This window comes from Curtobacterium sp. KBS0715, from assembly GCF_005938005.2.
Taxonomy (GTDB): domain Bacteria; phylum Actinomycetota; class Actinomycetes; order Actinomycetales; family Microbacteriaceae; genus Curtobacterium; species Curtobacterium flaccumfaciens.
Genome location: NZ_VCCA02000001.1, coordinates 1406106 through 1425854, shown reverse-complemented (window position 1 = coordinate 1425854; position 19749 = coordinate 1406106). Strand labels below are relative to the sequence as shown.

General features: G+C 71.6%; 16 protein-coding genes, 1 tRNA gene and 1 pseudogene. 5 read left to right on the top strand and 13 right to left on the bottom strand.

The annotated features are described in order from the left end of the window. Positions 1 to 153 precede the first annotated feature (153 nt). Entirely contained in the window at positions 154 to 459 is a 306-nt protein-coding gene (locus FFG40_RS06900) for a hypothetical protein (RefSeq protein WP_017886736.1), read from the bottom strand. Continuing rightward, the gene (gene mca, locus FFG40_RS06895; RefSeq protein ID WP_027464504.1) at positions 456 to 1346 is read right to left on the bottom strand and encodes a mycothiol conjugate amidase Mca; all 891 of its coding nucleotides are present in this window, start codon (positions 1344 to 1346) and stop codon (positions 456 to 458) included. Before mca ends, FFG40_RS06900 begins: the two co-directional genes overlap by 4 nt. Before the next feature lie 19 nt (positions 1347 to 1365). Here mca and FFG40_RS06890 point away from each other — a divergent pair, with 19 nt between their 5' ends. Both FFG40_RS06890 and greA read left to right on the top strand, forming a co-directional pair. Next, on the top strand, positions 1366 to 1857 hold the full coding sequence (locus FFG40_RS06890; protein ID WP_017886738.1) for a DUF4307 domain-containing protein: 492 nt from the start codon (positions 1366 to 1368) through the stop codon (positions 1855 to 1857). Between the two features lie 71 nt (positions 1858 to 1928). After that, positions 1929 to 2417: a transcription elongation factor GreA gene (greA, locus tag FFG40_RS06885; protein WP_017886739.1), complete on the top strand. Its 489-nt coding sequence runs from the start codon at positions 1929 to 1931 to the stop codon at positions 2415 to 2417. Positions 2418 to 2549: 132 nt separating this feature from the next. On the opposite strand, the gene ilvA is transcribed toward greA, so the two are convergent. Both ilvA and FFG40_RS06875 read right to left on the bottom strand, forming a co-directional pair. Beyond that, on the bottom strand, positions 2550 to 3809 hold the full coding sequence (gene ilvA, locus FFG40_RS06880; protein WP_027464502.1) for a threonine ammonia-lyase: 1260 nt from the start codon (positions 3807 to 3809) through the stop codon (positions 2550 to 2552). Between the two features lie 48 nt (positions 3810 to 3857). After that, entirely contained in the window at positions 3858 to 5117 is a 1260-nt protein-coding gene (locus FFG40_RS06875) for an AI-2E family transporter (RefSeq protein WP_051596497.1), read from the bottom strand. Between the two features lie 93 nt (positions 5118 to 5210). On the opposite strand from FFG40_RS06875, the gene FFG40_RS06870 reads away from it, so the two are divergent. Beyond that, the gene (locus FFG40_RS06870; protein ID WP_138802688.1) at positions 5211 to 6494 is read left to right on the top strand and encodes a winged helix-turn-helix domain-containing protein; all 1284 of its coding nucleotides are present in this window, start codon (positions 5211 to 5213) and stop codon (positions 6492 to 6494) included. A 4-nt stretch (positions 6495 to 6498) separates the two neighbouring features. Here the strand turns inward: FFG40_RS06870 and FFG40_RS06865 are convergent, their stop codons facing one another. Both FFG40_RS06865 and FFG40_RS06860 read right to left on the bottom strand, forming a co-directional pair. Continuing rightward, the gene (locus FFG40_RS06865) at positions 6499 to 7401 is read right to left on the bottom strand and encodes a M48 family metalloprotease (protein ID WP_138802687.1); all 903 of its coding nucleotides are present in this window, start codon (positions 7399 to 7401) and stop codon (positions 6499 to 6501) included. A 19-nt stretch (positions 7402 to 7420) separates the two neighbouring features. Continuing rightward, complete coding sequence (locus tag FFG40_RS06860; RefSeq protein WP_027464499.1) at positions 7421 to 8002, bottom strand: LemA family protein; 582 nt, start codon at positions 8000 to 8002, stop codon at positions 7421 to 7423. Positions 8003 to 8220: 218 nt separating this feature from the next. Between FFG40_RS06860 and FFG40_RS06855 the strand changes: the two genes are divergently transcribed. Continuing rightward, positions 8221 to 10599, top strand: coding sequence for an Ig-like domain-containing protein (locus tag FFG40_RS06855; protein WP_138802686.1), 2379 nt, complete (start codon positions 8221 to 8223; stop codon positions 10597 to 10599). Positions 10600 to 10793: 194 nt separating this feature from the next. Continuing rightward, positions 10794 to 12407, top strand: a pseudogene (locus FFG40_RS06850) (class I adenylate-forming enzyme family protein); the annotation flags it as partial. A gap of 149 nt (positions 12408 to 12556) precedes the next feature. On the opposite strand, the gene FFG40_RS06845 reads toward FFG40_RS06850, so the two are convergent. The 7 genes from FFG40_RS06845 to hisS all read right to left on the bottom strand — a co-directional run bounded on the left by FFG40_RS06845 (position 12557) and on the right by hisS (position 19744). Next, positions 12557 to 13897, bottom strand: a complete 1341-nt coding sequence (locus FFG40_RS06845; RefSeq protein WP_027464496.1) for a threonine/serine exporter family protein — start codon at positions 13895 to 13897, stop codon at positions 12557 to 12559. Between the two features lie 33 nt (positions 13898 to 13930). Beyond that, positions 13931 to 14004, bottom strand: a tRNA-Leu gene (locus tag FFG40_RS06840). A gap of 71 nt (positions 14005 to 14075) precedes the next feature. Next, a complete protein-coding gene (locus FFG40_RS06835; RefSeq protein ID WP_071246022.1) occupies positions 14076 to 15551 on the bottom strand; it encodes an NAD(P)/FAD-dependent oxidoreductase in 1476 nt (491 codons plus the stop codon). Between the two features lie 40 nt (positions 15552 to 15591). Beyond that, complete coding sequence (locus tag FFG40_RS06830; RefSeq protein WP_027464495.1) at positions 15592 to 16140, bottom strand: DUF501 domain-containing protein; 549 nt, start codon at positions 16138 to 16140, stop codon at positions 15592 to 15594. A gap of 76 nt (positions 16141 to 16216) precedes the next feature. Then, complete coding sequence (locus FFG40_RS06825) at positions 16217 to 16750, bottom strand: septum formation initiator family protein (RefSeq protein ID WP_138802684.1); 534 nt, start codon at positions 16748 to 16750, stop codon at positions 16217 to 16219. Positions 16751 to 17092: 342 nt separating this feature from the next. After that, positions 17093 to 18376, bottom strand: a complete 1284-nt coding sequence (eno, locus tag FFG40_RS06820; RefSeq protein ID WP_027464494.1) for a phosphopyruvate hydratase — start codon at positions 18374 to 18376, stop codon at positions 17093 to 17095. A gap of 123 nt (positions 18377 to 18499) precedes the next feature. Beyond that, a complete protein-coding gene (gene hisS / locus FFG40_RS06815) occupies positions 18500 to 19744 on the bottom strand; it encodes a histidine--tRNA ligase (protein WP_138802683.1) in 1245 nt (414 codons plus the stop codon). Positions 19745 to 19749 lie beyond the last annotated feature (5 nt).

The window sequence follows — 19749 nt, the reverse complement described above, 5'->3', positions numbered from 1 at the left end:
GGCGTACTCAGCCGGAAGTTCTGACCAGGTACGCCCGGTTCCGCCAGGTACGCCCGATTCCGCCAGGTACGCCCGGTTCCGGTAGGTGCGCACGAGGCGGACGGGAGGCCCGTGGCGGTGCCGCCACGGGCCTCCAGTCCGTAACCGGTCGCGTCAGCCGCGCTCGGTGTCGTCGCCGACGTCGGCCCGGCCGTCCTCGGCCGCCCGCCGCTCCGGCTCGTCCGTCGCGGTGCCGTCGCCCGCGGTGCCGTTCGCCTCGGCTTCGAGCCGCTCGCGCACCTCGGCGCGGTAGCGGGTCCGACGGATGCGTCGGGTCATGTCCACAACGAGCAGGATCGTCACGATCGCGACGAGTGCGATCGCGATGAACCCGACGACACCCGGGGTGACGTCGACGTCGGGGACGACCGAGGGGCTGGGACTGGGGGTGGCGGCGAGTGCCGCCGCGATGGTGCTCACGAGGTCGGTTCCTTGTCGGCTGGGATCCCGGCGAACAGGTCGGTCTCCGGGAGCTCGGTCGGCACGCGTGCCTCCACGAGCTGGTAGTCCTCGGTCGGCCACACCGTCGCGAGGAGGTCGTTCGGCCAGTAGAAGAAGGCGCTGTCCGGTGCGACCTGGCTGGCGTGCGCGCGGAGTGCGGCGTCACGCTGGTCGAAGTACTCGTGCACGTCGACGTGGGTGGTGGCGAGGTCGGGCCGGTCGGCGAACCGCTCGACCCACTCGCGCAGCTGCTCGATCGCGGGGCTGTCCGGGTCGCGCTCCTGCAGGGCTTCGAAGATCGTGCTGAAGCGGCGCGGGTTCATCGTGCGCTCGTAGTAGAGCTTCGCGATCGACCACGGGGCACCGGCGGACGGGTACGCCGACGGGTCAGCGGCGGCGGACCACGCGGCCATCGAGACCTCGTGCGTGCGGATGTGGTCGGGGTGCGGGTAGCCGCCGTTCTCGTCGTAGGTGACGAGCACGTGCGGGCGGAACCGGCGGATCACGCGGACGAGGGCCTCGGTGCTGTACTCGAGCGGCACCGTGGAGAACGTGCCCGGCCGGACCGTCTCGCCCTTCTCGGCGTCGGGCAGCCCTGAGTCGTGGTAGCCGAGCCACACGTGGTCGATGCCGAGCGCCTGCTGCGCCGCGGCCATCTCGGTGCGGCGGTACCCGGCCATGTCACGGTGGGCACGGCTCGTCGCCGGCTCGCCGAGCTGGTCGTTCAGGATGTCGCCGGCCTCGCCACCGGTGCAGGACACGACGAGCACCTGGTGCCCGTCGGCCACGTACTTCGCGGCGGTCGCGGCACCCTTGCTCGACTCGTCGTCGGGGTGGGCGTGGACGGCCAGCAGACGGTAGGGCACGTGGGGTTCCTCACTGCGGGTGAGCGGCGTCGGACGCGGGCAGCGCACAGCATCGCGTGAACTACCCTGGGATCAGGATATCCACCCCGGGAGCCCCGAACTGTCCGAACAGCACCAGACCGCCACCCTCGACGAGCGCTACGGCCGCACCCCGGCCCGCAAGCGCCGCAGCCGCCTCTTCGCGATCGTCGCGGCCATCGCGGTCGTCGTGGTCTTCGGTGCGTGGGTGATCTGGGCCGGGCTCGACCAGTCCGACCGCGGCCTCGACCAGGACGTCATCGGCTACGAGGTGCTGTCCGAGCACAGCACCGTCGTCCACTCGCAGGTGTCCGTCGACCCGGGCGTCGAGGCGAAGTGCGCCGTGCAGGTCCTCGACAAGAGCTACTCGATCGTGGGCTGGAAGGAGATCACCGTCCCGGCGTCCGAACAGCGCAGCCGGAGCATCTCCACGCAGGTCACCACGACGACGCGGGGCGTGACCGGCTTGATCCACGACTGCTGGATTCCCTAGACTGTCCTGATTCGCCTCTCGAGACCGACCACTCGGCCGGTCTCGTTTTTTCATGGTCGAAGGGACAGAACATGAGCAACGACACGCAGGTCACCTGGCTGACCCAGGAGGCGCACGACCGTCTCAAGGCGGAGCTCGACGAGCTGAGCGGCGAGGGCCGTGCCGAGATCGCGCGCCGCATCGAGGCCGCTCGCGAAGAGGGCGACCTCAAGGAGAACGGCGGCTACCACGCCGCGAAGGACGAGCAGGGCAAGATCGAGGCCCGCATCCGCGTCCTCACCGAGCTCCTCAAGCACGCCACCGTCAGCGAGGCGGAGTTCGACGGAACGGTCGAGCCGGGCACCGTCGTCACGGCGGTCATCGCCGGCGACGAGTCCACCTTCCTGGTCGGCAGCCGCGAGATCGTCGCCGAGGGCTCGGACCTGACGGTCTACAGCCCCGTCAGCCCCGTCGGCGCGGCCATCGTCGGCCTCAAGGCCGGCGACAAGGCCACGTACACGGCGCCGAACGGCAAGGAGATCGCCGTCGAGGTCGTCAAGATCGAGCGCTACGAGCCGTAGGCCGGCCCACTGACCGACAGGAGGCCCGTGGCGACACCGCCACGGGCCTCCCGTCTGTCCGCCGGTCGCGCCCAGACCGCGCACCGCATTTCCGACAGTCCACGCGTCGAACGACTCGTGGATCGTCGCGGACTAGTGCTCGAGGAGCTCCGGGCGGAAGCCGACCTCGTGCAGGCGCTGGATGACCTCCTGCGCGTGCTCGGGGCCGCGCGCTTCGATCGACAGGTCCAGCGCGACCTCGTTGATGACCAGGCCCTGGCCGTGGCGGGTGTGCAGCACCTCGACCACGTTCGCGCCGGCGTCCGAGATGACCTGCGCGACGCGGGCGAGCTGCCCCGGACGGTCCGGCAGCATGATGCGGATGCCGATGTAGCGCGAGGCCGCCACGAGCCCGCGGGTGATCACGCGCTCCATCATGAGCGGGTCGATGTTGCCGCCGCTCAGCAGCACCACGGTGCGGCCGGTGTCGCGGACGGCACCGGACATGATCGCGGCGACGCCGACGGCCCCCGCTGCCTCGACCACGAGCTTGGCGCGCTCGAGCAGGACGAGCAGTGCGCGGGCGGTGTCGTCGTCCGAGACGGTGACGATGTCGTCGACCAGGTCGCGGATGATCGGGAAGTTCAGGTCGCCGGGGCGCGCCACCGCGATGCCGTCGGAGATGGTCGGCTTCGTGGTGATGGTGACGGGCTCGCCGGCGGTGATCGACGACGGGTAGGCCGCGGCGTTCTCCGCCTGCACGCCGATGACCCGGATCTGCCGTCCGAGCCGCTCGGCCATGCCCTTCACGGCGAGCGCGATGCCGGAGATGACGCCGCCGCCACCGATCGGCACGACGACGGTGTCGACGTCCGGCACCTGGTCGATGATCTCGAGGCCGAGCGTGCCCTGCCCGGCGATCACGGCCGGGTGGTCGAACGGCGGGATGAACACGGCGCCGGTGTGGGCGGCGAAGTCCTTCGCGGCGCTCAGCGCCTCTTCCACGGAGTGGCCCCGGAGCACGACGTCGGCGCCGTAGTGGCGGGTGGCCTGCAGCTTGGGCAGGGCGACGCCGACCGGCGTGAAGATCGTCGCGGGGATGCCGAGCTCGCGGGCGGCGAGGGCGACGCCCTGCGCGTGGTTGCCGGCGCTGGCGGCGACGACGCCCTTGGCGCGCTGCTCGGCGGACAGGGTCGAGAGGCGGTTATAGGCACCGCGGACCTTGTAGGCACCCGTGCGCTGTAGGTTCTCGCACTTCAGGTGCACCGGGGACCCGAGCAGCTCGGCGAGGAACTGCGACGTCTCCATCGGGGTGACGCGTGCGACGCCCTTGATGGTCTCGCGCGCCGCCTCGATGTCCGCGAGGGTCGGGATCGCGGTGAGCGTGTGCGGGGAGGCGCTGGTGTCGGTCACTCCCCCATCATCGTCGCTCCCGGCCCCCGCGGCGAACTCGTGTGACGCTCAGTTGGTGCTGGCGGTGTCTTCTTCGGCCGAGGGACCCGAGTCGACGCCCGGCGCCGGGACGTCGTCGCCGACCTTGTGCCGACGGCGTCGGAGCAGCTGGATCTGCCCGTGCTGCCCGCGCTTCGGCGTCGCTTCGAGGACGTGGTCGGAGTCGAGTCGCCGCCAGCGTCCGCTCGCGATGGTGGTGACCATGGCGTTCAGCGTCGCGATCAGCGGGACGGCGAAGAACGCTCCGGCGATGCCGGCGAGCCCGGAGGCCGCGGTGACGCCGAGGACGACCGCCAGCGGGTGGACCTTGACCGCGTTGCCCATGACGAGCGGCTGCAGGATGTGGCCCTCGATCTGCTGGACCAGCAGCACGACCCCGAGCACCAGGACAGCCGCGAGGGGACCGTTGAAGATCAGCGCGACGAACACCGCCAGGAAGCCGGTGACGATGGCACCGACGACCGGGATGAACGCACCGAGGAACACGAAGGCTGCGATCGGGATGACCAGCGGCATGCCGCCGAAGAAGAGCCCGACGATGAAGGAGCCCAGGCCGATGCCGACCGCGTCGACGAACGCGACGAAGATCTGCACCCGGATGAAGCTCGTCAGGGTGATCCAGCCGGCGACACCGGCGCCGTCGACCGCTGCCCGCGCCTTCTTCGGGAACAGCCGGACGGACCAGCGCCAGACGTTCTTGCCGTCGATCAGCAGGAAGATCGTGGTGAACAGGATGATGAAGAGCGCCTCGAAGGCGTGCGTGGCACCCGAACCCGCGCTGGCGACCCCGGACAGGATCGACGCGGAGTTGTCCTGCAGCCACTTCGTGCCGTCGTCGAGCCAGCCGTTGACGTCGGACTGGCTGATGCCGAACCCGGAGCTCAGGACGAAGTCCTTGATGTTCGCGTACTGGTCGACCGTCCGGTCACGCAGGGACGGGTAGGACGCGATGATCTGGTCGACGACGAGCCAGATCAGGCCACCGAGCGCCGCGATGCCGCCGAGCAGGCTCATCACGACGGCGAGCCACTTGGGCACGTGGTGCCGCTGCAGCCAGTTCGAGATGGGGACGAGGAGCGCCGAGACCACGATGCCGACCAGGAACGGGATGAGGATCTCGCTGAAGACCGTGACGAGCCAGATGAAGACGGCGATCACGCCCACGACGACGAGCGCCCGCCACGACCACGCACCGGCGATGCGCACGCCGACCGGGACGGATTCCTCGACCACGGGGTCGGGGTGTGTCTGCTTGCTTCCCCATGCCATGCGCCCGAGTGTAGCGATGTGCTTCCCGTCAGGTGCCAGATACGGCATACGTTCGTGGACCCTCATGTCGGCGGGGTTCGGTAGCGTCGCGGCATGCCCAGGTCGACGCTCTCCGCCGCCGAGGCCCGCCGGGTCGCACTCGCCGCGCAGGGGTTCGGACGACCACCCGCCGACCCCGTCTCGACGCGTGCGCTGAACGCAGCGTTCGGCCGGCTCGGGCTGCTGCAGATCGACTCCGTCAACGTGTTCGAACGCAGCCACTACCTGCCGCTCTTCGCCCGACTCGGGGCCTACGACCGGTCGACGCTCGACCGGCTGACGCTCGGACGCTCGGGTCCGTACACCGAGTACTGGGCGCACGAGGCGGCGTTCATCCCCCGCGACGACCTGCGGCTGTTCCGGTGGCGGATGGACGCCCTGCGGGAGCGTGACGCCGGCCCGACCAGGGTCGAAGGCGTCACCCGGACCGCTGCCGTCCGGCGCGAACTGCACGCCATGCTCCGAGCCGAGGGGCCGATGCGGGCGAGCGCGGTGGAGCACGAGTCGAACGTTCGGCGCGGCCCCTGGTGGGGGTGGAGCGACGTGAAGCTCGGGCTCGAGCAGATGTTCCGCTGGGGCGAGGCGGTGAGTGCCGGACGAGCCGGTTTCGAGCGGGTGTACGCCCTGCCGGAGCAGGTGCTGCCCGCAGGCTTCCTCGAGACCGCCCCGCCGCGTGCCGACGCCGTGCTCGAACTCGTGCGCCAGGCCGCACGGGCGCTCGGCATCGGCACCCGAGCGGACATCGCGGACTACTACCGGCTGCGCTCAGACGACACGGCCGCCGCGATCGCCGAGCTCACCGACGCCGGCGAGCTCCTGCCGGTGCGGGTCGAGGGCTGGGGTGAGCGGGCCTGGTTGCACGCGGGAGCTCGGGTCCCCCGGCAGATGCCCGCGGACGCGGTGCTGAGCCCCTTCGACCCGGTCGTCTGGTTCCGGCGGCGGGCCGAGCGGATGTACGGCTTCCACTACCGGATCGAGATCTACACGCCGGCCCCGAAGCGGGTGTTCGGCTACTACGTGCTGCCGGTGCTGCAGGACGACCGGCTCGTCGGCCGGATCGACCTGAAGAGCGACCGGCAGCGCGGAGTGCTCCGCGTCCGGACCGCGTGGCAGGAGCCGGGCGAGCACCTGGACCCCGAGCGTCTCGCCGACACACTGCGACGGACCGCGAGCTGGCAGGGCCTCGGCGCGATCGAGGTGACCGACCGCGGCACCGCTGCTGCGACCGTCGCCGGAGCCCTCGGAGTACCCCTGGTGCCGCACGCGTCCGCTGACGACGCGGACGCCCCCGAACCGGTCGAGTCCGCTGGCGACTCGGCCGCCGACGGCGTCGGCTGACCGCTCAGAATCGGTCGGCGTTCGCCCGCAACCGCGCGATGCGGTCGGGCAACGGCGGGTGTGTCGAGAACAGCCGGTCCATCACCCCGGGGCGCATCGGGTCGGCGATCCACAGGTGTGCCATCGAGGAGTTCTGCGTCTGCGTCGGTCGACCGTACGCACCGAGCTTCTCGAGGGCCCGCGCCAGGCCCTCCGGGTGACGGGTCGTCATCGCGCCCGTCGCGTCGGCCAGGTACTCCCGCTGCCGGGACACCGCCGCCTGGACGCCGGCCGCCGCGATCGGCGCCACGATGACGGCGACGATCCCGGCGATGAGCAGCACCGGGTTGGCGCTGCCGCCGTTGTCCGAGTTGCGGTTCCGCCCGCCGGACAGACCGCTGAAGATCGAGATGCGGAGCAGGACGTCGGCGATGAGCCCGACGGCCACGACGAGACCGAAGACCATCGTCGACACCCGGATGTCGTAGTTCCGGACGTGTCCGAGCTCGTGCGCCATCACGCCCTGCAGCTCCTGGTCGTCCATGAGCTCGAGCAACCCCGTCGTCGCCGCCACCACCGCGTGCTCGGGGTCACGCCCGGTGGCGAAGGCGTTCGGCGAGGGGTCGGGGATGACGAACACCCGGGGCATCGGCATGCCGGTCGCGATGGCGAGGTTCTCGACGGTCCGCCACAGCCGTGGTTCGGAGACGCGGTCGATCTCGACCCCACCGGCGATGGCGGTGGCCTGCCGTGCAGCCAGGAAGTACTGCAGCACCGCGTACCCGAGGGCGACCACGAGGACGACGAAGCCGATCGAGACGTTGCCGGCGAGGTACCCGCCGAGGAACCCGAGCGCGCCGATGATCAGCAGGAACACCAGGACGATGACCACGGTGTTGCGCTTGTTCCGCGCGATGGCGCTGTACACGTCGGATCCGACGCTGTGGTCAGAACTGGACGCGCGGCGGCTCGGCGATGGCCGCCGGCTCGTTCGTCTCGAAGAACGGTGCCTCGGAGAAGCCGCGGTTCTTCGCGAACGTGGAGTTCGGGAACACCCGGATCTTCGTGTTCAGCTCACGCACGCCGCCGTTGTAGAACCGGCGGGCGGCCTGGATCTTGTCCTCGGTGTCGACGAGCTCGGACTGCAGCTGCAGGAAGTTCTGGCTCGACTGCAGCTGTGGGTACCCTTCGGCCACCGCGAACACGCTCTTCAGCGCCTTCTGCATGTGCCCCTCGGCGGTGGAGGCCGTGTCGGCGTCACCGGCGGACAGGGTCTCGGCGCGGGCCTTCGTCACGTCGTCGAAGACCGCCTTCTCGTGCGTGGCGTACCCCTTGACCGTGTCCACGATGGTGGGGATGAGGTCGGCGCGACGCTTCAGCTGCACCGAGATGTCGCTCCAGGCCTCGTCGACCCGGACCTTGAGCGTGACGAGGGAGTTGTACGTCACCCAGAGGTAGATCCCGATGATCACCAGGACGACCACCACCACTCCGACGACGATGAGCGTCGTGACGAGTCCGGTGTCCATGCGGGCGTACTCCTTTGCGCGTCGGGATCCGCGGTGCTGCGTTGGCCTGAACGGCCATCGTGAAGTCTATCGACGCGCTGAGCATGCTCTGTTCCGTGCGCAGTGTTCACGGCCGATTCCCGAGTCACGCACACCGGGCTCCCGGACTGCGGCCCGATAGCGAACCTCATCCGCGAGGTGTATTGACCGGAGGCCGCCGATCCCGTGGGATGGGTCCGGTGAACACGAGCGGGGAGAACGTGGACGAGGGGGCTGTCGGGGGCGACAGCCCTCGTCGTCGTCGTCCCCGCTTCGCCTTTCTCGCAGCGGCGACGGCGGTCCTGGTCGCCGCCCTGCTCGGCGCCGCGGCCGCCCCGGCCGTCGCGGCCGCCGCGGGCGACCCGTCGGTCGTCGCGGCCGCTGCGGACGCCCCGGCCGCCGCTGCTCCCACCGCCACGCCCGGGACGAGCGAGATCGCCCCGCCGAACACCGGCCGTCCGGGTGCTCCGACGCCCACACCCACCCGTCCCGCCGTGCGGCCCACCATCGCCGATCCGGGTGACGTCACGACGGGCACGACCCGTTTCCACGGCACCGGCACCCCCGGGCACGCGGTCCGGGTGACGGGCCCGGCCGCGACGGGTTCGTCCGGGTGCACGACCCGGGTCGACCCGAACGGATCGTGGGCCTGCCTCGGAACCGTCCGCTCCGGTCCGCAACAGGTGTTCACCGTGCGCGACCTCACCGCCGCCCTGCCCGTCGCGAGCGCACCGGCGTCGGACGTCATCGTCCCGCCGACCCTCGCGTCCGCCGGGCCCACCGGCGGGACGGTCTCCGGCACGGGGTACCCCGGATCGACCGTGACGCTCTCGGTGTCCGGGTCCTCGGCCCAGCAGACCGCCCGGGTCGGTGCAGACGGCCGGTGGGTCGCCGCCCTGGGGACCCGGGCGGACGGTCGGTTCACCGTCACGGCGTCGCAGACGGCCAGCACGGCCGACGGGTACCGGTCCGACCTGCGGAGCGCGGCCTCCGCTCCCGTGACGGTCACGGTCGACCGCACCGCGCCGGCCGCCCCGCGCATCACGACACCGGACGACGGCCAGCGCATCGGCACCCGCTCGACGACGGTGACCGGGACCGGTGAACCCGGCGCCCGCGTGACCGTGTACGTCGACCGTGCTCCGGTGTGCGGCGCGGTGGTGGGGTCGGACGCCTCGTGGTCGTGTTCGACCGCGGGGTCGACGCTGCGCGCCGGCGGGCACAAGCTCACCGCGACGCAGCACGACGGCGCGGGCAACTACTCCCGGTCGTCGGCCGCCGTGCGGGTCACGGTGCGGACCACCACCACGACCCCGACCGCAGCACCGACGCCGGCCGCCACGGACGCCCCGGGGACACCGGGCACGTTGACGCCGGGGTCCAGCGCGACGGCGGGCACCCCCGGCACGACCGGCCACGGCGGAACCGGCGACGCCAACGGCACGAACGCCGCCGGCCACGGGGGCGACGGCGGCAACGACGACGACGGCGCAGCAGGCACCGGCAACGGGGCCAGCAACGGCGACGGCACCGGCACCGGCACCGGCAGCACCCCGGCCGGCGTCGGCAGCACCGGAGGCCACCCCGACTGGTCCGGCCCCGCGGGCGACTGGACCGCGGCGACCACCTACGACCGCACCGTGCCGACCATCCAGGCCGCGTTCTCGTGGCGGACCGTCCTGGTCGCCACCGCCGTCGCCGCCGGGTTCCTCCTGCTCATCGCCGCGCCGCTCGCCCTCGTGGCCGCGGTCACCCGCGGCCGCCTCCGCTCGCCGTTCGCCGCGCTGCTCGGACGCAACCGCTCGCGGTCGGACCGCACACGGGGCGACGACGTCCTGCCGACCTGGGCGTCCATCACCATCGCGGTGTCCCTCGCGGCGCTGTGCACCCTGCTCGGGGTCGGCGTCGAACTCGAGGCCCGGTACGCCCGTCTGGCGATCGCCGTCCTCGCCGGTACCGGCGTCCTGACCGCCGCCGTCGTGTTCGCCACGCGGTGGGCAGCCGGCAGCGATCACCGCACCGTGGGTTTCCGGGTGTCGCCGTGGCTCGTGCTCGCGGCGCTCGTGGCGTGCGGCGTCACCCGTGCGGCCGACCTCTCCCCCGCCCTCATCGTCGGTGTCGTCCTCGTGCCGTCCGGCCGCCCGGCACTGGGGACCGGCCCACTCCGCCTCGGCACCGGGATCGCCACGAGCGCCCGGGGTGCGACCTGGCGGGTGCTGGCCCTGCTCGGACTCGCCGCGGCCGGCTGGGTGCTGCACAGCCTGCTCACCGGCGGGGGCTTCTGGGTGTCGCTCGGGTCGGAGTTCGCCATCACCCTGTGCGTCGGTGGCCTCGGTGCCGTGATCGCGACCCTGCTGCCCGTCGCGGGGTCCGCCGGCAGCGCGCTGCTCGCCGCCTCCCGCGGTCGGTACGTCGCGCTCGCGGTGGTCGCTGTGGCGCTGACGACCGCGGTCTACTCGGGGACGACCGGCACGCACGCAGCACCGGCCCTGCTCGTCGGGATCGCCGCGGCCTGTGTGGTGGCCGCGATCGCGGCCCTGGTCTGGCTGCGCACCGACCGGCGCGCGGCCCGCGTCTGAGCCGAGCCGGGCCTCCAGAGCGGCGCTCCGCACCGCCCTCGGGACAGAAGACGCACATCCGGGCCGGTTCGCGGCCAGCGGGCTAGTGTGACGATCGGACGGCCACGCCGCACCGGACCAGCGGTGCAGCGGCACCTGGTGACCGGTGCCCGCGCAGGACAGTCGGTGTGCACCGCACGACCGCGGCAGGAGCGATGATGACCGACACCCGACCCGACACCCGACCCGACACGGACACCCGGTCCGACTACGACGCGACACGCTTCCGCGAGGTGTTCGAGGGCAGCTTCACCTACGCCAACGGCTTCGTCCGCAACACCCACCGCTTCGCCGGCCGACCCGCGCTGCGCGAGCCGGGGACGGACCGCTCGTGGACCTACGCCGAGCTCGGCGACGTCGTCGACCGGATCGCCGGGTGGCTCGTCCGGCACGGTGGCGGACGGGGTTCGGTCGTGATGGTCGAGCTGTTCAACACCCCCGAGTTCGCGATGCTCTACCTGGCCTGCCACCGCATCGGCGCGGTGTTCTCGCCGACGAACTTCCGGCTCGCCCCGGACGAGGTCGCGTTCATCATCGAGGACTCCGCACCCGCCGTCCTGGTGCACGACACCGAGCGGACGAGTGCGATCGCCGCTGCGCTGGGGTCGTCGCCGCACCGGCCGGACCAGGTCGTCCCGGTCGGTGGCGACCACGACCGGTTCGCCGAGCTGCTCCTGTCCGAGCCCGTCTCCCCCGAGGAACTCGCGGCGATCGGTCCGCGCAGCACCTACGACGAGTCCACCCGGCTCTACACCTCGGGCACCACCGGTCGGCCGAAGCCCGTCCCGCTGCCGAGTCTGGTCGAGGTGCTCAGCGCGCACGACGTGGTCATGCACTTCCCGCTCAGTCCGTTCGACAAGACGCTCAACATGTCGCCGCTGTTCCACCGCGGCGGCCTGTACTCCGGCGGCCCGAACCCGGTGTTCTACGTCGGCGCGGAACTCACGACGCTGCGGCACTTCGACGCCGACCGGGTGCTCGACCTGGTCGAGTCCGAACGCCTGACGTTCCTGATCGGCGCTCCGCCGAACCTGGTGCAGCTCGCCGATGCGCAGGAACGCCGGGCGCGGGACCTGTCGAGTCTCAACGGCATCGTCACGATGGGCGCACCGCTCGACCGAGCCGCGGCACTGCGGTACCAGGAGCTGCTGTCGCCGCGGATCTTCAACGGCTACGGCACCACCGAGACCTTCTGGAACACGTTCCTGCGCCCGGAGGACTTCCCGGACGGCGCCGGTTCCACCGGACGCGCATCGACCGACGACGACGTCGCCGTCGTCCGCGTGCACGAGGACCGCCTGGCCGACCCGACCGACACGGTGGCGAAGGACGGAACCGAGATCGGCGAGTTCGCCGTGCGCACCGTGAAGTCCGGCTACTCGTACCGGAACCCCGGGCTCGAGGCCGAGAAGTTCGCGAACGGCTGGTTCTACCCGGGTGACCTCGCCACGTGGGACGAGCACGAGCGGGTCACGATCGTGGGTCGCAAGGACGACATGGTCATCTCCGGCGGCGAGAACGTGCACCCCGTCCAGGTCGAGGCGGTGCTGCAGGAGCACCCCGGGGTCGCCGACTCCATCGTGGTGGGCGTGCCGGACCCGCGGTGGGGCGAGGTCGTCACGGCGTACGTCGTCCGTGCCGGCGACCGGCTGCCGGCCGACGACGCCGAGGCAGCGGCCGTGCTCGAGGAGTGGACCGGCTCCCACCCGGGCCTCGCCCGGTACAAGCGCCCGCGGCGGTACCGCTTCGTCACGGACGTCCCCTACAACGCCACCGGCAAGAAGGTGCACTACCTGGCGAAGGACACGGCCGCGGCGGATGCAGCAGCCGGCCGGGCTGATCGAGCCGTAGCGGGCCCGGTACCCGGCCGATGGCGGCCTGGAGGCCCGTGGCGGCGCCGCCACGGGCCTCCAGGCCGTCAGCTGGTCGCGTCCACCGCGCGCCGGGGCGCGTTGCGGGCGAAGAGGCCGGGCAGGAGCCCGCCGATCTTCGTCCCGATGCACAGGCTGACGAAGGTCGCGAGCGGGGTCGCGAGCGCCTCCGGGTCGAAGGTGGCCACCGCCACCAGCCCGACCGTCCCCGGCACGAGCAGCAGGAACGCCGGGAAGAACGACACCGTCGCCGGGATCGCCGGCACGAGCCGCTCGAGCAACCGGGTCGCGACGAACAGCAGCGCCGCCGCGGCCCCGGTCGCGACGACGCTGCCCCAGAGCGGCGTCGTCGTGCTCACCACGGCGTAGGCGGTGACCATGACCGCCACCGACACGAGCGTCAGGCGCCACCCGGACCGGAACACCAGACCGAGCCCGACCGCCAGCACCACGACGGCGACCCACGACACCCAGTACGCCGGCACGGACTCCCAGCCGGCCAGGTCCGTGCCGACCCCCGCGACCTCGCCGACGAGCGCGGCCGACGACGGGTCGACGTGCAACCCGGTCAGGGCGCTGCCGGATGCGATGCCGGCGGCCATGAAGCCGAGCATGATGAGCCCCTGCACCAGCCGCGACGACCCGGTGACGATGTCCGCGGCGGTGAGTTCCAGCAACGCGTTGGTGATGAGCGCGCCGGGGACGAAGACCGCGACCGGGGCGCAGACCGCGAAGAGCGGGACCTGCTCGAACCCGGTGCCCGCGGCGACCAGGCCGACGATCGCCGTCGACACGAACGCGGCCAGGAACGGGATGATCGCCACGGCTTCGCGGAACCGCCGGAGGACCAGTCCGATCACGCCGACCAGACCACCGACGACGAGCGCCAGGACGATCGCCCACCAGGGGCAGCGGAAGACGACGGCCAGGCCGGCCGAGGTCAGGGCGTTGCCGAGGATCCACGGCAGGGCGGGCGGCGGGACGGTGCCGGCGCGGATGGCCCGGACGCGGGCGGGGATCTCGGCGAGGGCGATGGAGCCGCTCTCGAGCCCGAGCACGACGCGGTTGGCGCGGGCGGCCTGGCGGGACGACAGTTCGACGCCCTCGGCGTTGACGATGGTGGCGGCGCCCGTCGAGACCTCGCTCACCATCACCAGGGCGGGCAGGACGCCGATCGCGAGCGTCGGTCCGACCCCGGCGGCGTCCCGGGCCTTCTCGAGCGCCGACCGGACGTCGGTGACGGAGCTGCCGGCGTCCAGGAGCAGGGCTCCGAGGGTGCCGAGGAGCATGCCGACCGGGACGCTCTCGCCGTCGACGACCTCGACGTGGGCCTCCGGTCGGCGGAGGGCGTTCTGCAGGTTGGCGAGTGCGCTTCCGAGTCCGACCACGATCGTCGATGCTACTGGGCCTGCGGTGTTCGGTACCCCCGGTGGGACTCGAACCCACAACTCGGCGATTTTAAGTCGCGTGCCTCTACCGATTGGGCCACGGGGGCGGGCCGCAACAGCCTACCGATGCACGAAGGCGGCCACCCTTCACGGGTGACCGCCTTCGTGACGAGTGGTGCTACTTGGCGTCGGCCGGGGCCGTCACCGGCTCGGCCGCGTTGGAGACGTCCTTCGCGGGCTCGCCGTACACGGGGCCGGCGGCACCGGCGACCTTGCCCTCTTCCGGAGCCGGGGCTGCGGCGGGCGCGGCCGGGGCCTCGGCAGCGGGCTTCGGACGGGACGCGAACGCCTCGAACGCGGCACGCGGGGTCTCGCGGTCGTCGAGCGACACGATGTCGCGGCCCAGGAAGAAGCCACCGACCCAGTCGCCGATGACGCGCCACTTGCGCTCCCACGACGGCATGGCCAGGCCGTGGTAGCCGCGGTGGGCACCCCAGGCCAGGAAGCCCTTCATGGCGAACTTGCCGGACTGGAACACACCGGTGCCCAGGCCGAGGCCCGCGACGGCACCGAGGTTCTCGTGCTTGTAGTCGGTCGTCGCTTCGCCACGGATGGTCGCGACGACGTTCTTCGCGAGCTGCTTGGCCTGGCGCACGGCGTGCTGGGCGTTCGGCACGCAGAACCCTCCGACACCGCCACCGGTCAGGTCCGGCACGGCTGCGACGTCGCCGCAGGCCCATGCGTCGGCGATCACGCCGTTGTCGTCGACCACGCGCAGGTCGGGCTGCACGCGGATGCGGCCACGCTGCTCGAGCGGGAAGTCGGTGCCCTTGACCATCGGGTTCGCCATGACGCCGGCGGTCCAGATGATGAGGTCGGACGGGATGGTCTCGATCGCGCCGTCGCTCGTCTTGAGCTCGCAGACGCCACCCACGGCCGAGGCCAGCTGGGTCTCGAGGTGCACGGTCGCGCCACGCTCGGCGAGGTTCTTGAGCACCCAGTGCGACGTCTCGAGCGAGACCTCGGGCATGATGCGGCCCATCGCCTCGACCAGGTGGAAGTGCGTGTCGTCGAAGGACAGCTGCGGGTGGCTCTTCAGCAGGTCGGTGACGAAGGAGCGGAGCTCGGCGAACACCTCGATGCCGGCGAAGCCACCACCGACGACGACGACGGTGAGCAGGCGGTCGCGCTCGGGACCGGCCGGCAGGTTCGCCGCCTTGTGGAAGTTGCTGAGGATGCGGTCACGGATGGACGCGGCTTCCTCGATGGTCTTCAGGCCGATGGCCTCGTCCGCGACGCCCGGGATCGGGAACGTGCGGGACACCGCGCCGGCGGTCATGACGATCTGGTCGTAGGACTCCTCCCACGCCTCGCCCTCGGTCGGGGTGATCGTCGCCGTCTTGGTGGCGTGGTCGACCTTGGTGACCTTCGCCGTGACGACGCGGGTCTTCTTGAGGTGACGACGGTGCGCGACGACCGCGTGACGCGGCTCGATGGAGCCGGCGGCGACCTCGGGCAGGAACGGCTGGTACGTCATGTACGGCAGCGGGTCCACCATGACGACCTCGGCTTCGCCCTGGCGAAGGTGCTTCTCGAGCTTCCATGCGGTGTAGAAACCGGCGTAACCGCCGCCGACGACGAGGATCTTGGGCACGGGGGATGATCTCCTTGGATGGGGGTGTGCGGGAGTCGAGTCAGACTTCGCCGCCACCCGCCCCGACTCCAGCGTCTGCACCGTCATCATACGCCCGGCATGCACACCGGGAGGGCGACCAGTCCGCGCGCTCGAGCGCGAGGTCGCCGATGGGGTTGACGCCGGGTCCGGCGGCGAGGGCGTGGCCGACGAGGGCGTGCAGGCACTTCACGCGGGTGGGCATGCCACCGGCGCTGATGCCGTCGATCTCGTCGACGTGTTCGATCGACTCGCGATCGGCCAGGTAGGACTCGTGGGCCGCGCGGTACTGCGCGGCGACTTCGGGGTCCTCGAGCAGGGCTGCCAGCTCGGGCATCACCTGGTTGGCCTCGAGGGTGCTGACCGCAGCGGTGGCCGCGGGGTGGCACAGGTAGTAGAACGTCGGGAACGGGGTGCCGTTCGACAGCCGGGGCTTCGTGGACACGACGGTGGGGTTGCCACAGACGCAGCGTGCCGCGATCCCGATGACGTCACGTGCCGGTCGGCCGAGCTGCGCCGACACGACCTGGACGTCGCGGTCGGAGGGCGGGTCGAAGGGAGGGGTCGTCACGGGAACGTGAGCCTACCGGAGAAGCGGAACCCCTCGCACCGTCGGGCCGGACGGCTCCGCGCCCTGCGGTCCGGGACTACTTGCTGTCGCCGGTCCCGGAGACGTCGGGGGCGACGAGGTCGGCTGCCCGCTCGTCGGTGAGCCCGGACTGTAGCACCGACGAGAGCATCGCCTGCACCCAGTCGACCTTGGGCGTCTGCACCTTCGCACTCACGGGGGTGCCCGAGTCAGTGGTGGGGGTCTTGTCGGCGGCCTCGCCCTCGGCGCCCATCACGAGGTAGCTCTCCTCGCCCGGGTACACGTAGAGCAGTCGGTCGCGGGCCTGTGCCTCGATGTACGCCGGGTCGTCCCAGCGTGCGACGTCCTGCTTCTTCTGCGCGACGTCGGCCTTCTGGCTCGCGACCTCGTGCTGCTGCTGGGCGATCTGCTCCTGCTGCTGGATGAGCGTCCGGAGCGACGGCGCGAGCACCACCACGAAGAGCACGATGATCGCGAGCATGAGCAGGCTGAACCCCGAGAAGTGGATCGAGCGGTACCAGGGCTGCGCGGGCGTGCTGCCGTCGGGCATCGCCACGGGGACGCGGCGGACGCGGGGCTTCTGGCTGGGCACGGTCCGACGATAACCCGGCTCGGTCGGTCCGGCCGCCCGGCACGCGGCCGTTCGGCGCCCTCTCAGCGTCTCGCGTCGTCACGTCGAGGCAGCCGGGAGGCACGGCTCCGGCCCGCCCCTGGAGCCCAGCACCTGGAGTGGTCACCACACACCGCCCGGCGCACGTCCGGTGGTCACGTCCTGTCGGCCAGGCCCGGACCAACCGACGACTCGTGACCACTCGACGCAGCGCGCGCGGCACGTCCTGACCGCTCGGCACTCCGGGGAGGCACAGACGACGAGACGCCGTCCTCCCGGAGGAGGACGGCGTCTCGGTGGTGCGGGTGCTGCTGGCCGGGCTGGTTACAGCGACGCGGCGCGCGGGAAGGCCGAGCGACCGGCGTACACCGCGGCGTCGCCGAGCTCTTCCTCGATGCGGAGCAGCTGGTTGTACTTCGCGACGCGGTCCGAGCGGGCCGGGGCGCCGGTCTTGATCTGGCCACCGTCGACCGCGACCGCGATGTCCGCGATCGTGGTGTCCTCGGTCTCGCCGGAGCGGTGCGACAGGATCGAGGTCAGGCCGTGACGGTGCGCGAGCGAGACCGCGTCGAGCGTCTCGGTGAGCGTGCCGATCTGGTTGACCTTGACGAGGATCGAGTTCGCGGCCTTCTCGTCGATGCCCCGCTGCAGACGCTTCGGGTTGGTGACGAACAGGTCGTCGCCGACGATCTGGACCTTGTCGCCGAGCTCGGCGGTCAGGTGCGACCAGCCTTCCCAGTCGTCCTCGGCCAGCGGGTCCTCGATGGTGACGAGGGGGTAGTTCGCGACGAGCTCGGCGAAGTAGGAGGTGAACTCCTGGCTCGAGAGCTGCTTGCCCTCGAACTGGTACTTGCCGTCCGAGAAGAACTCGGTGGACGCGACGTCGAGGCCGACGGCGATGTCCTTGCCGGGCGTGTAGCCGGCCTTCTCGATCGCGGTGAGCAGGAAGTCGAGCGCCGCGCGGTTCGACGCGAGCTCCGGCGCGAAGCCGCCCTCGTCGCCGAGGCCGGTGGCCAGCCCCTGCTTCTTCAGCTCGCCCTTGAGGGCGTGGTAGGTCTCGACGCCCCAGCGGAGTGCCTCGGAGAAGGACTCGGCACCGTACGGCACCAGGAAGAACTCCTGGATGTCGACGTTGGTGTCCGCGTGGGCACCACCGTTGACGACGTTCATCAGCGGGACGGGCAGCGTGTGCGCGTTCGGGCCGCCGAGGTAGCGGAAGAGCGGCAGGTCGACCGAGTCGGCTGCGGCACGGGCCACGGCGAGCGAGGCACCGAGGATCGCGTTCGCGCCGAGGCGGGACTTGTTCTCGGTGCCGTCGAGCTCGATGAGCGCGGCGTCGACGAGGCGCTGGTCGGTGGCGTCGAAGCCCTCGAGCGCCGGGCCGATCTCGTCGAGGACGGCGTCGACGGCCTTGAGCACGCCCTTGCCGCCGTAGCGCGAGGCGTCGCCGTCGCGCAGCTCGTACGCCTCGAACGCGCCGGTGGATGCACCGGACGGGACGAGCGCGCGGGACACGACGCCGTCGTCGAGGAGGACCTCGACCTCGACCGTCGGGTTGCCTCGGGAATCGAGGACTTCGCGTGCGCCTACGGCATCGATCAGGGCCACGGGGTACTCCCTACACATTGGTTGTGGTGATTGCGGTGTCGATCCTAGCGAGCGGAGGTGAACACGACGTCGGCCGTGACGCCCCGCTGTGGACGAGTCCGTGCTGGAACGAGGACTGGGTGCTCAGTCGAGCGGGCGGAACGCCACGCCCTCGAGCGACGAGGTGTCCGCCGAGACGGTGGCGAACGCCGTGAAGCCCTGGGCGGCGAGGCCGGCGAGCAGGTTCTTCGTGTTCTTCGTGCGGCGCTCGAGCCGGACGCGCCGGTGGGACGCCAGGGCCTCGGTCTTCAGCGCGGCGAGCCGGACCGGGTCGACGTCCTTGTCGTACACGAGCACGACGGCGTCGGCCTCGGCGGACTCCGGGAGGGTCACGAGGTCGACGAGCCGCTCGAACCCGAGCGAGAACCCGACCGCGGGGACGTCCTGCCCGAGGAACCGGCCGATCATCCCGTCGTACCGGCCGCCGCCACCGAGGCTGTAGCCGAAGTCGGGGTGCGCGACCTCGAAGATCGTGCCCGTGTAGTAGCCCATGCCGCGCACGAGCGTCGGGTCGAAGCGCAGGTCCACCCCGGGCAGCGCCTCGCGCAGGCGGAGCAGGTCGGCGAAGGCCTCGGCGTCGAGCCACGGCGCCCCCTCGACCGACGTCCAGTCGGCGGCCTCGAGCGCGCGGATGGTGTCCTCGAGCCCGGGCAGGTCGGCGCCCACGGTGCCGCGGAGTTCCGCCGCGACGCCGTCCGCACCGATCTTGTCGAGCTTGTCGATCGTGATGAGCGCACGGTCGGCGGCAGCGGGCTCGGTGATCCCCCACGAGGCGAGGAGCGCCAGCAGGATCCGGCGGTCGTTGATCCGGATCGTCGTGCCGCTGACCCCGAGGGCGTCGAGGGCCGCGGTCGTCGCGCGGATGAGCTCGATCTCGGCGAGCTGCCCGGGCTCCCCCAGGATGTCGATGTCGCACTGCACGAACTGGCGGTAGCGACCCTTCTGCGGGCGCTCGGCACGCCAGACCGGCGCGATCTGCACGGATCGGAACACCGACGGCAGCTCCGCACGGTGCGAGGCGTAGAACCGGGCAAGCGGGACGGTCAGATCGAACCGGAGACCGAGGTCGGCGAGGTCCAGCGGTGCTTCGGCTGCCTGCAGGTCCTCGGTGGTGAGCCCGCGCTTCATCACCGCGAACGCCAGCTTCTCGTTGTCACCGCCGAGCCCGGAGTGCAGCCGCGCAGCGTCCTCAACCACCGGGGTCTCGATCTCGTCGAAACCGTGCCGCGAGTAGACGTCCCGCACGACACCGAGCACGTGCTCGCGCCGGGCCTTGTCCGCCGGGAGGAAGTCACGCATGCCACGGGGTGCCGTCACGGTCGTTGCCATGCGGT

What these genes read in the sequence shown, in the direction of transcription:
- greA (WP_017886739.1), top strand. Translation starts at nt 1,929, where the DNA reads ATGAGCAACGACACGCAGGTCACCTGGCTGACCCAGGAGGCGCACGAC.
- FFG40_RS06875 (WP_051596497.1), bottom strand. Translation starts at nt 5,117, where the DNA reads ATGGCATGGGGAAGCAAGCAGACACACCCCGACCCCGTGGTCGAGGAA.
- FFG40_RS06870 (WP_138802688.1), top strand. Translation starts at nt 5,211, where the DNA reads ATGCCCAGGTCGACGCTCTCCGCCGCCGAGGCCCGCCGGGTCGCACTC.
- FFG40_RS06860 (WP_027464499.1), bottom strand. Translation starts at nt 8,002, where the DNA reads ATGGACACCGGACTCGTCACGACGCTCATCGTCGTCGGAGTGGTGGTG.
- hisS (WP_138802683.1), bottom strand. Translation starts at nt 19,744, where the DNA reads ATGGCAACGACCGTGACGGCACCCCGTGGCATGCGTGACTTCCTCCCG.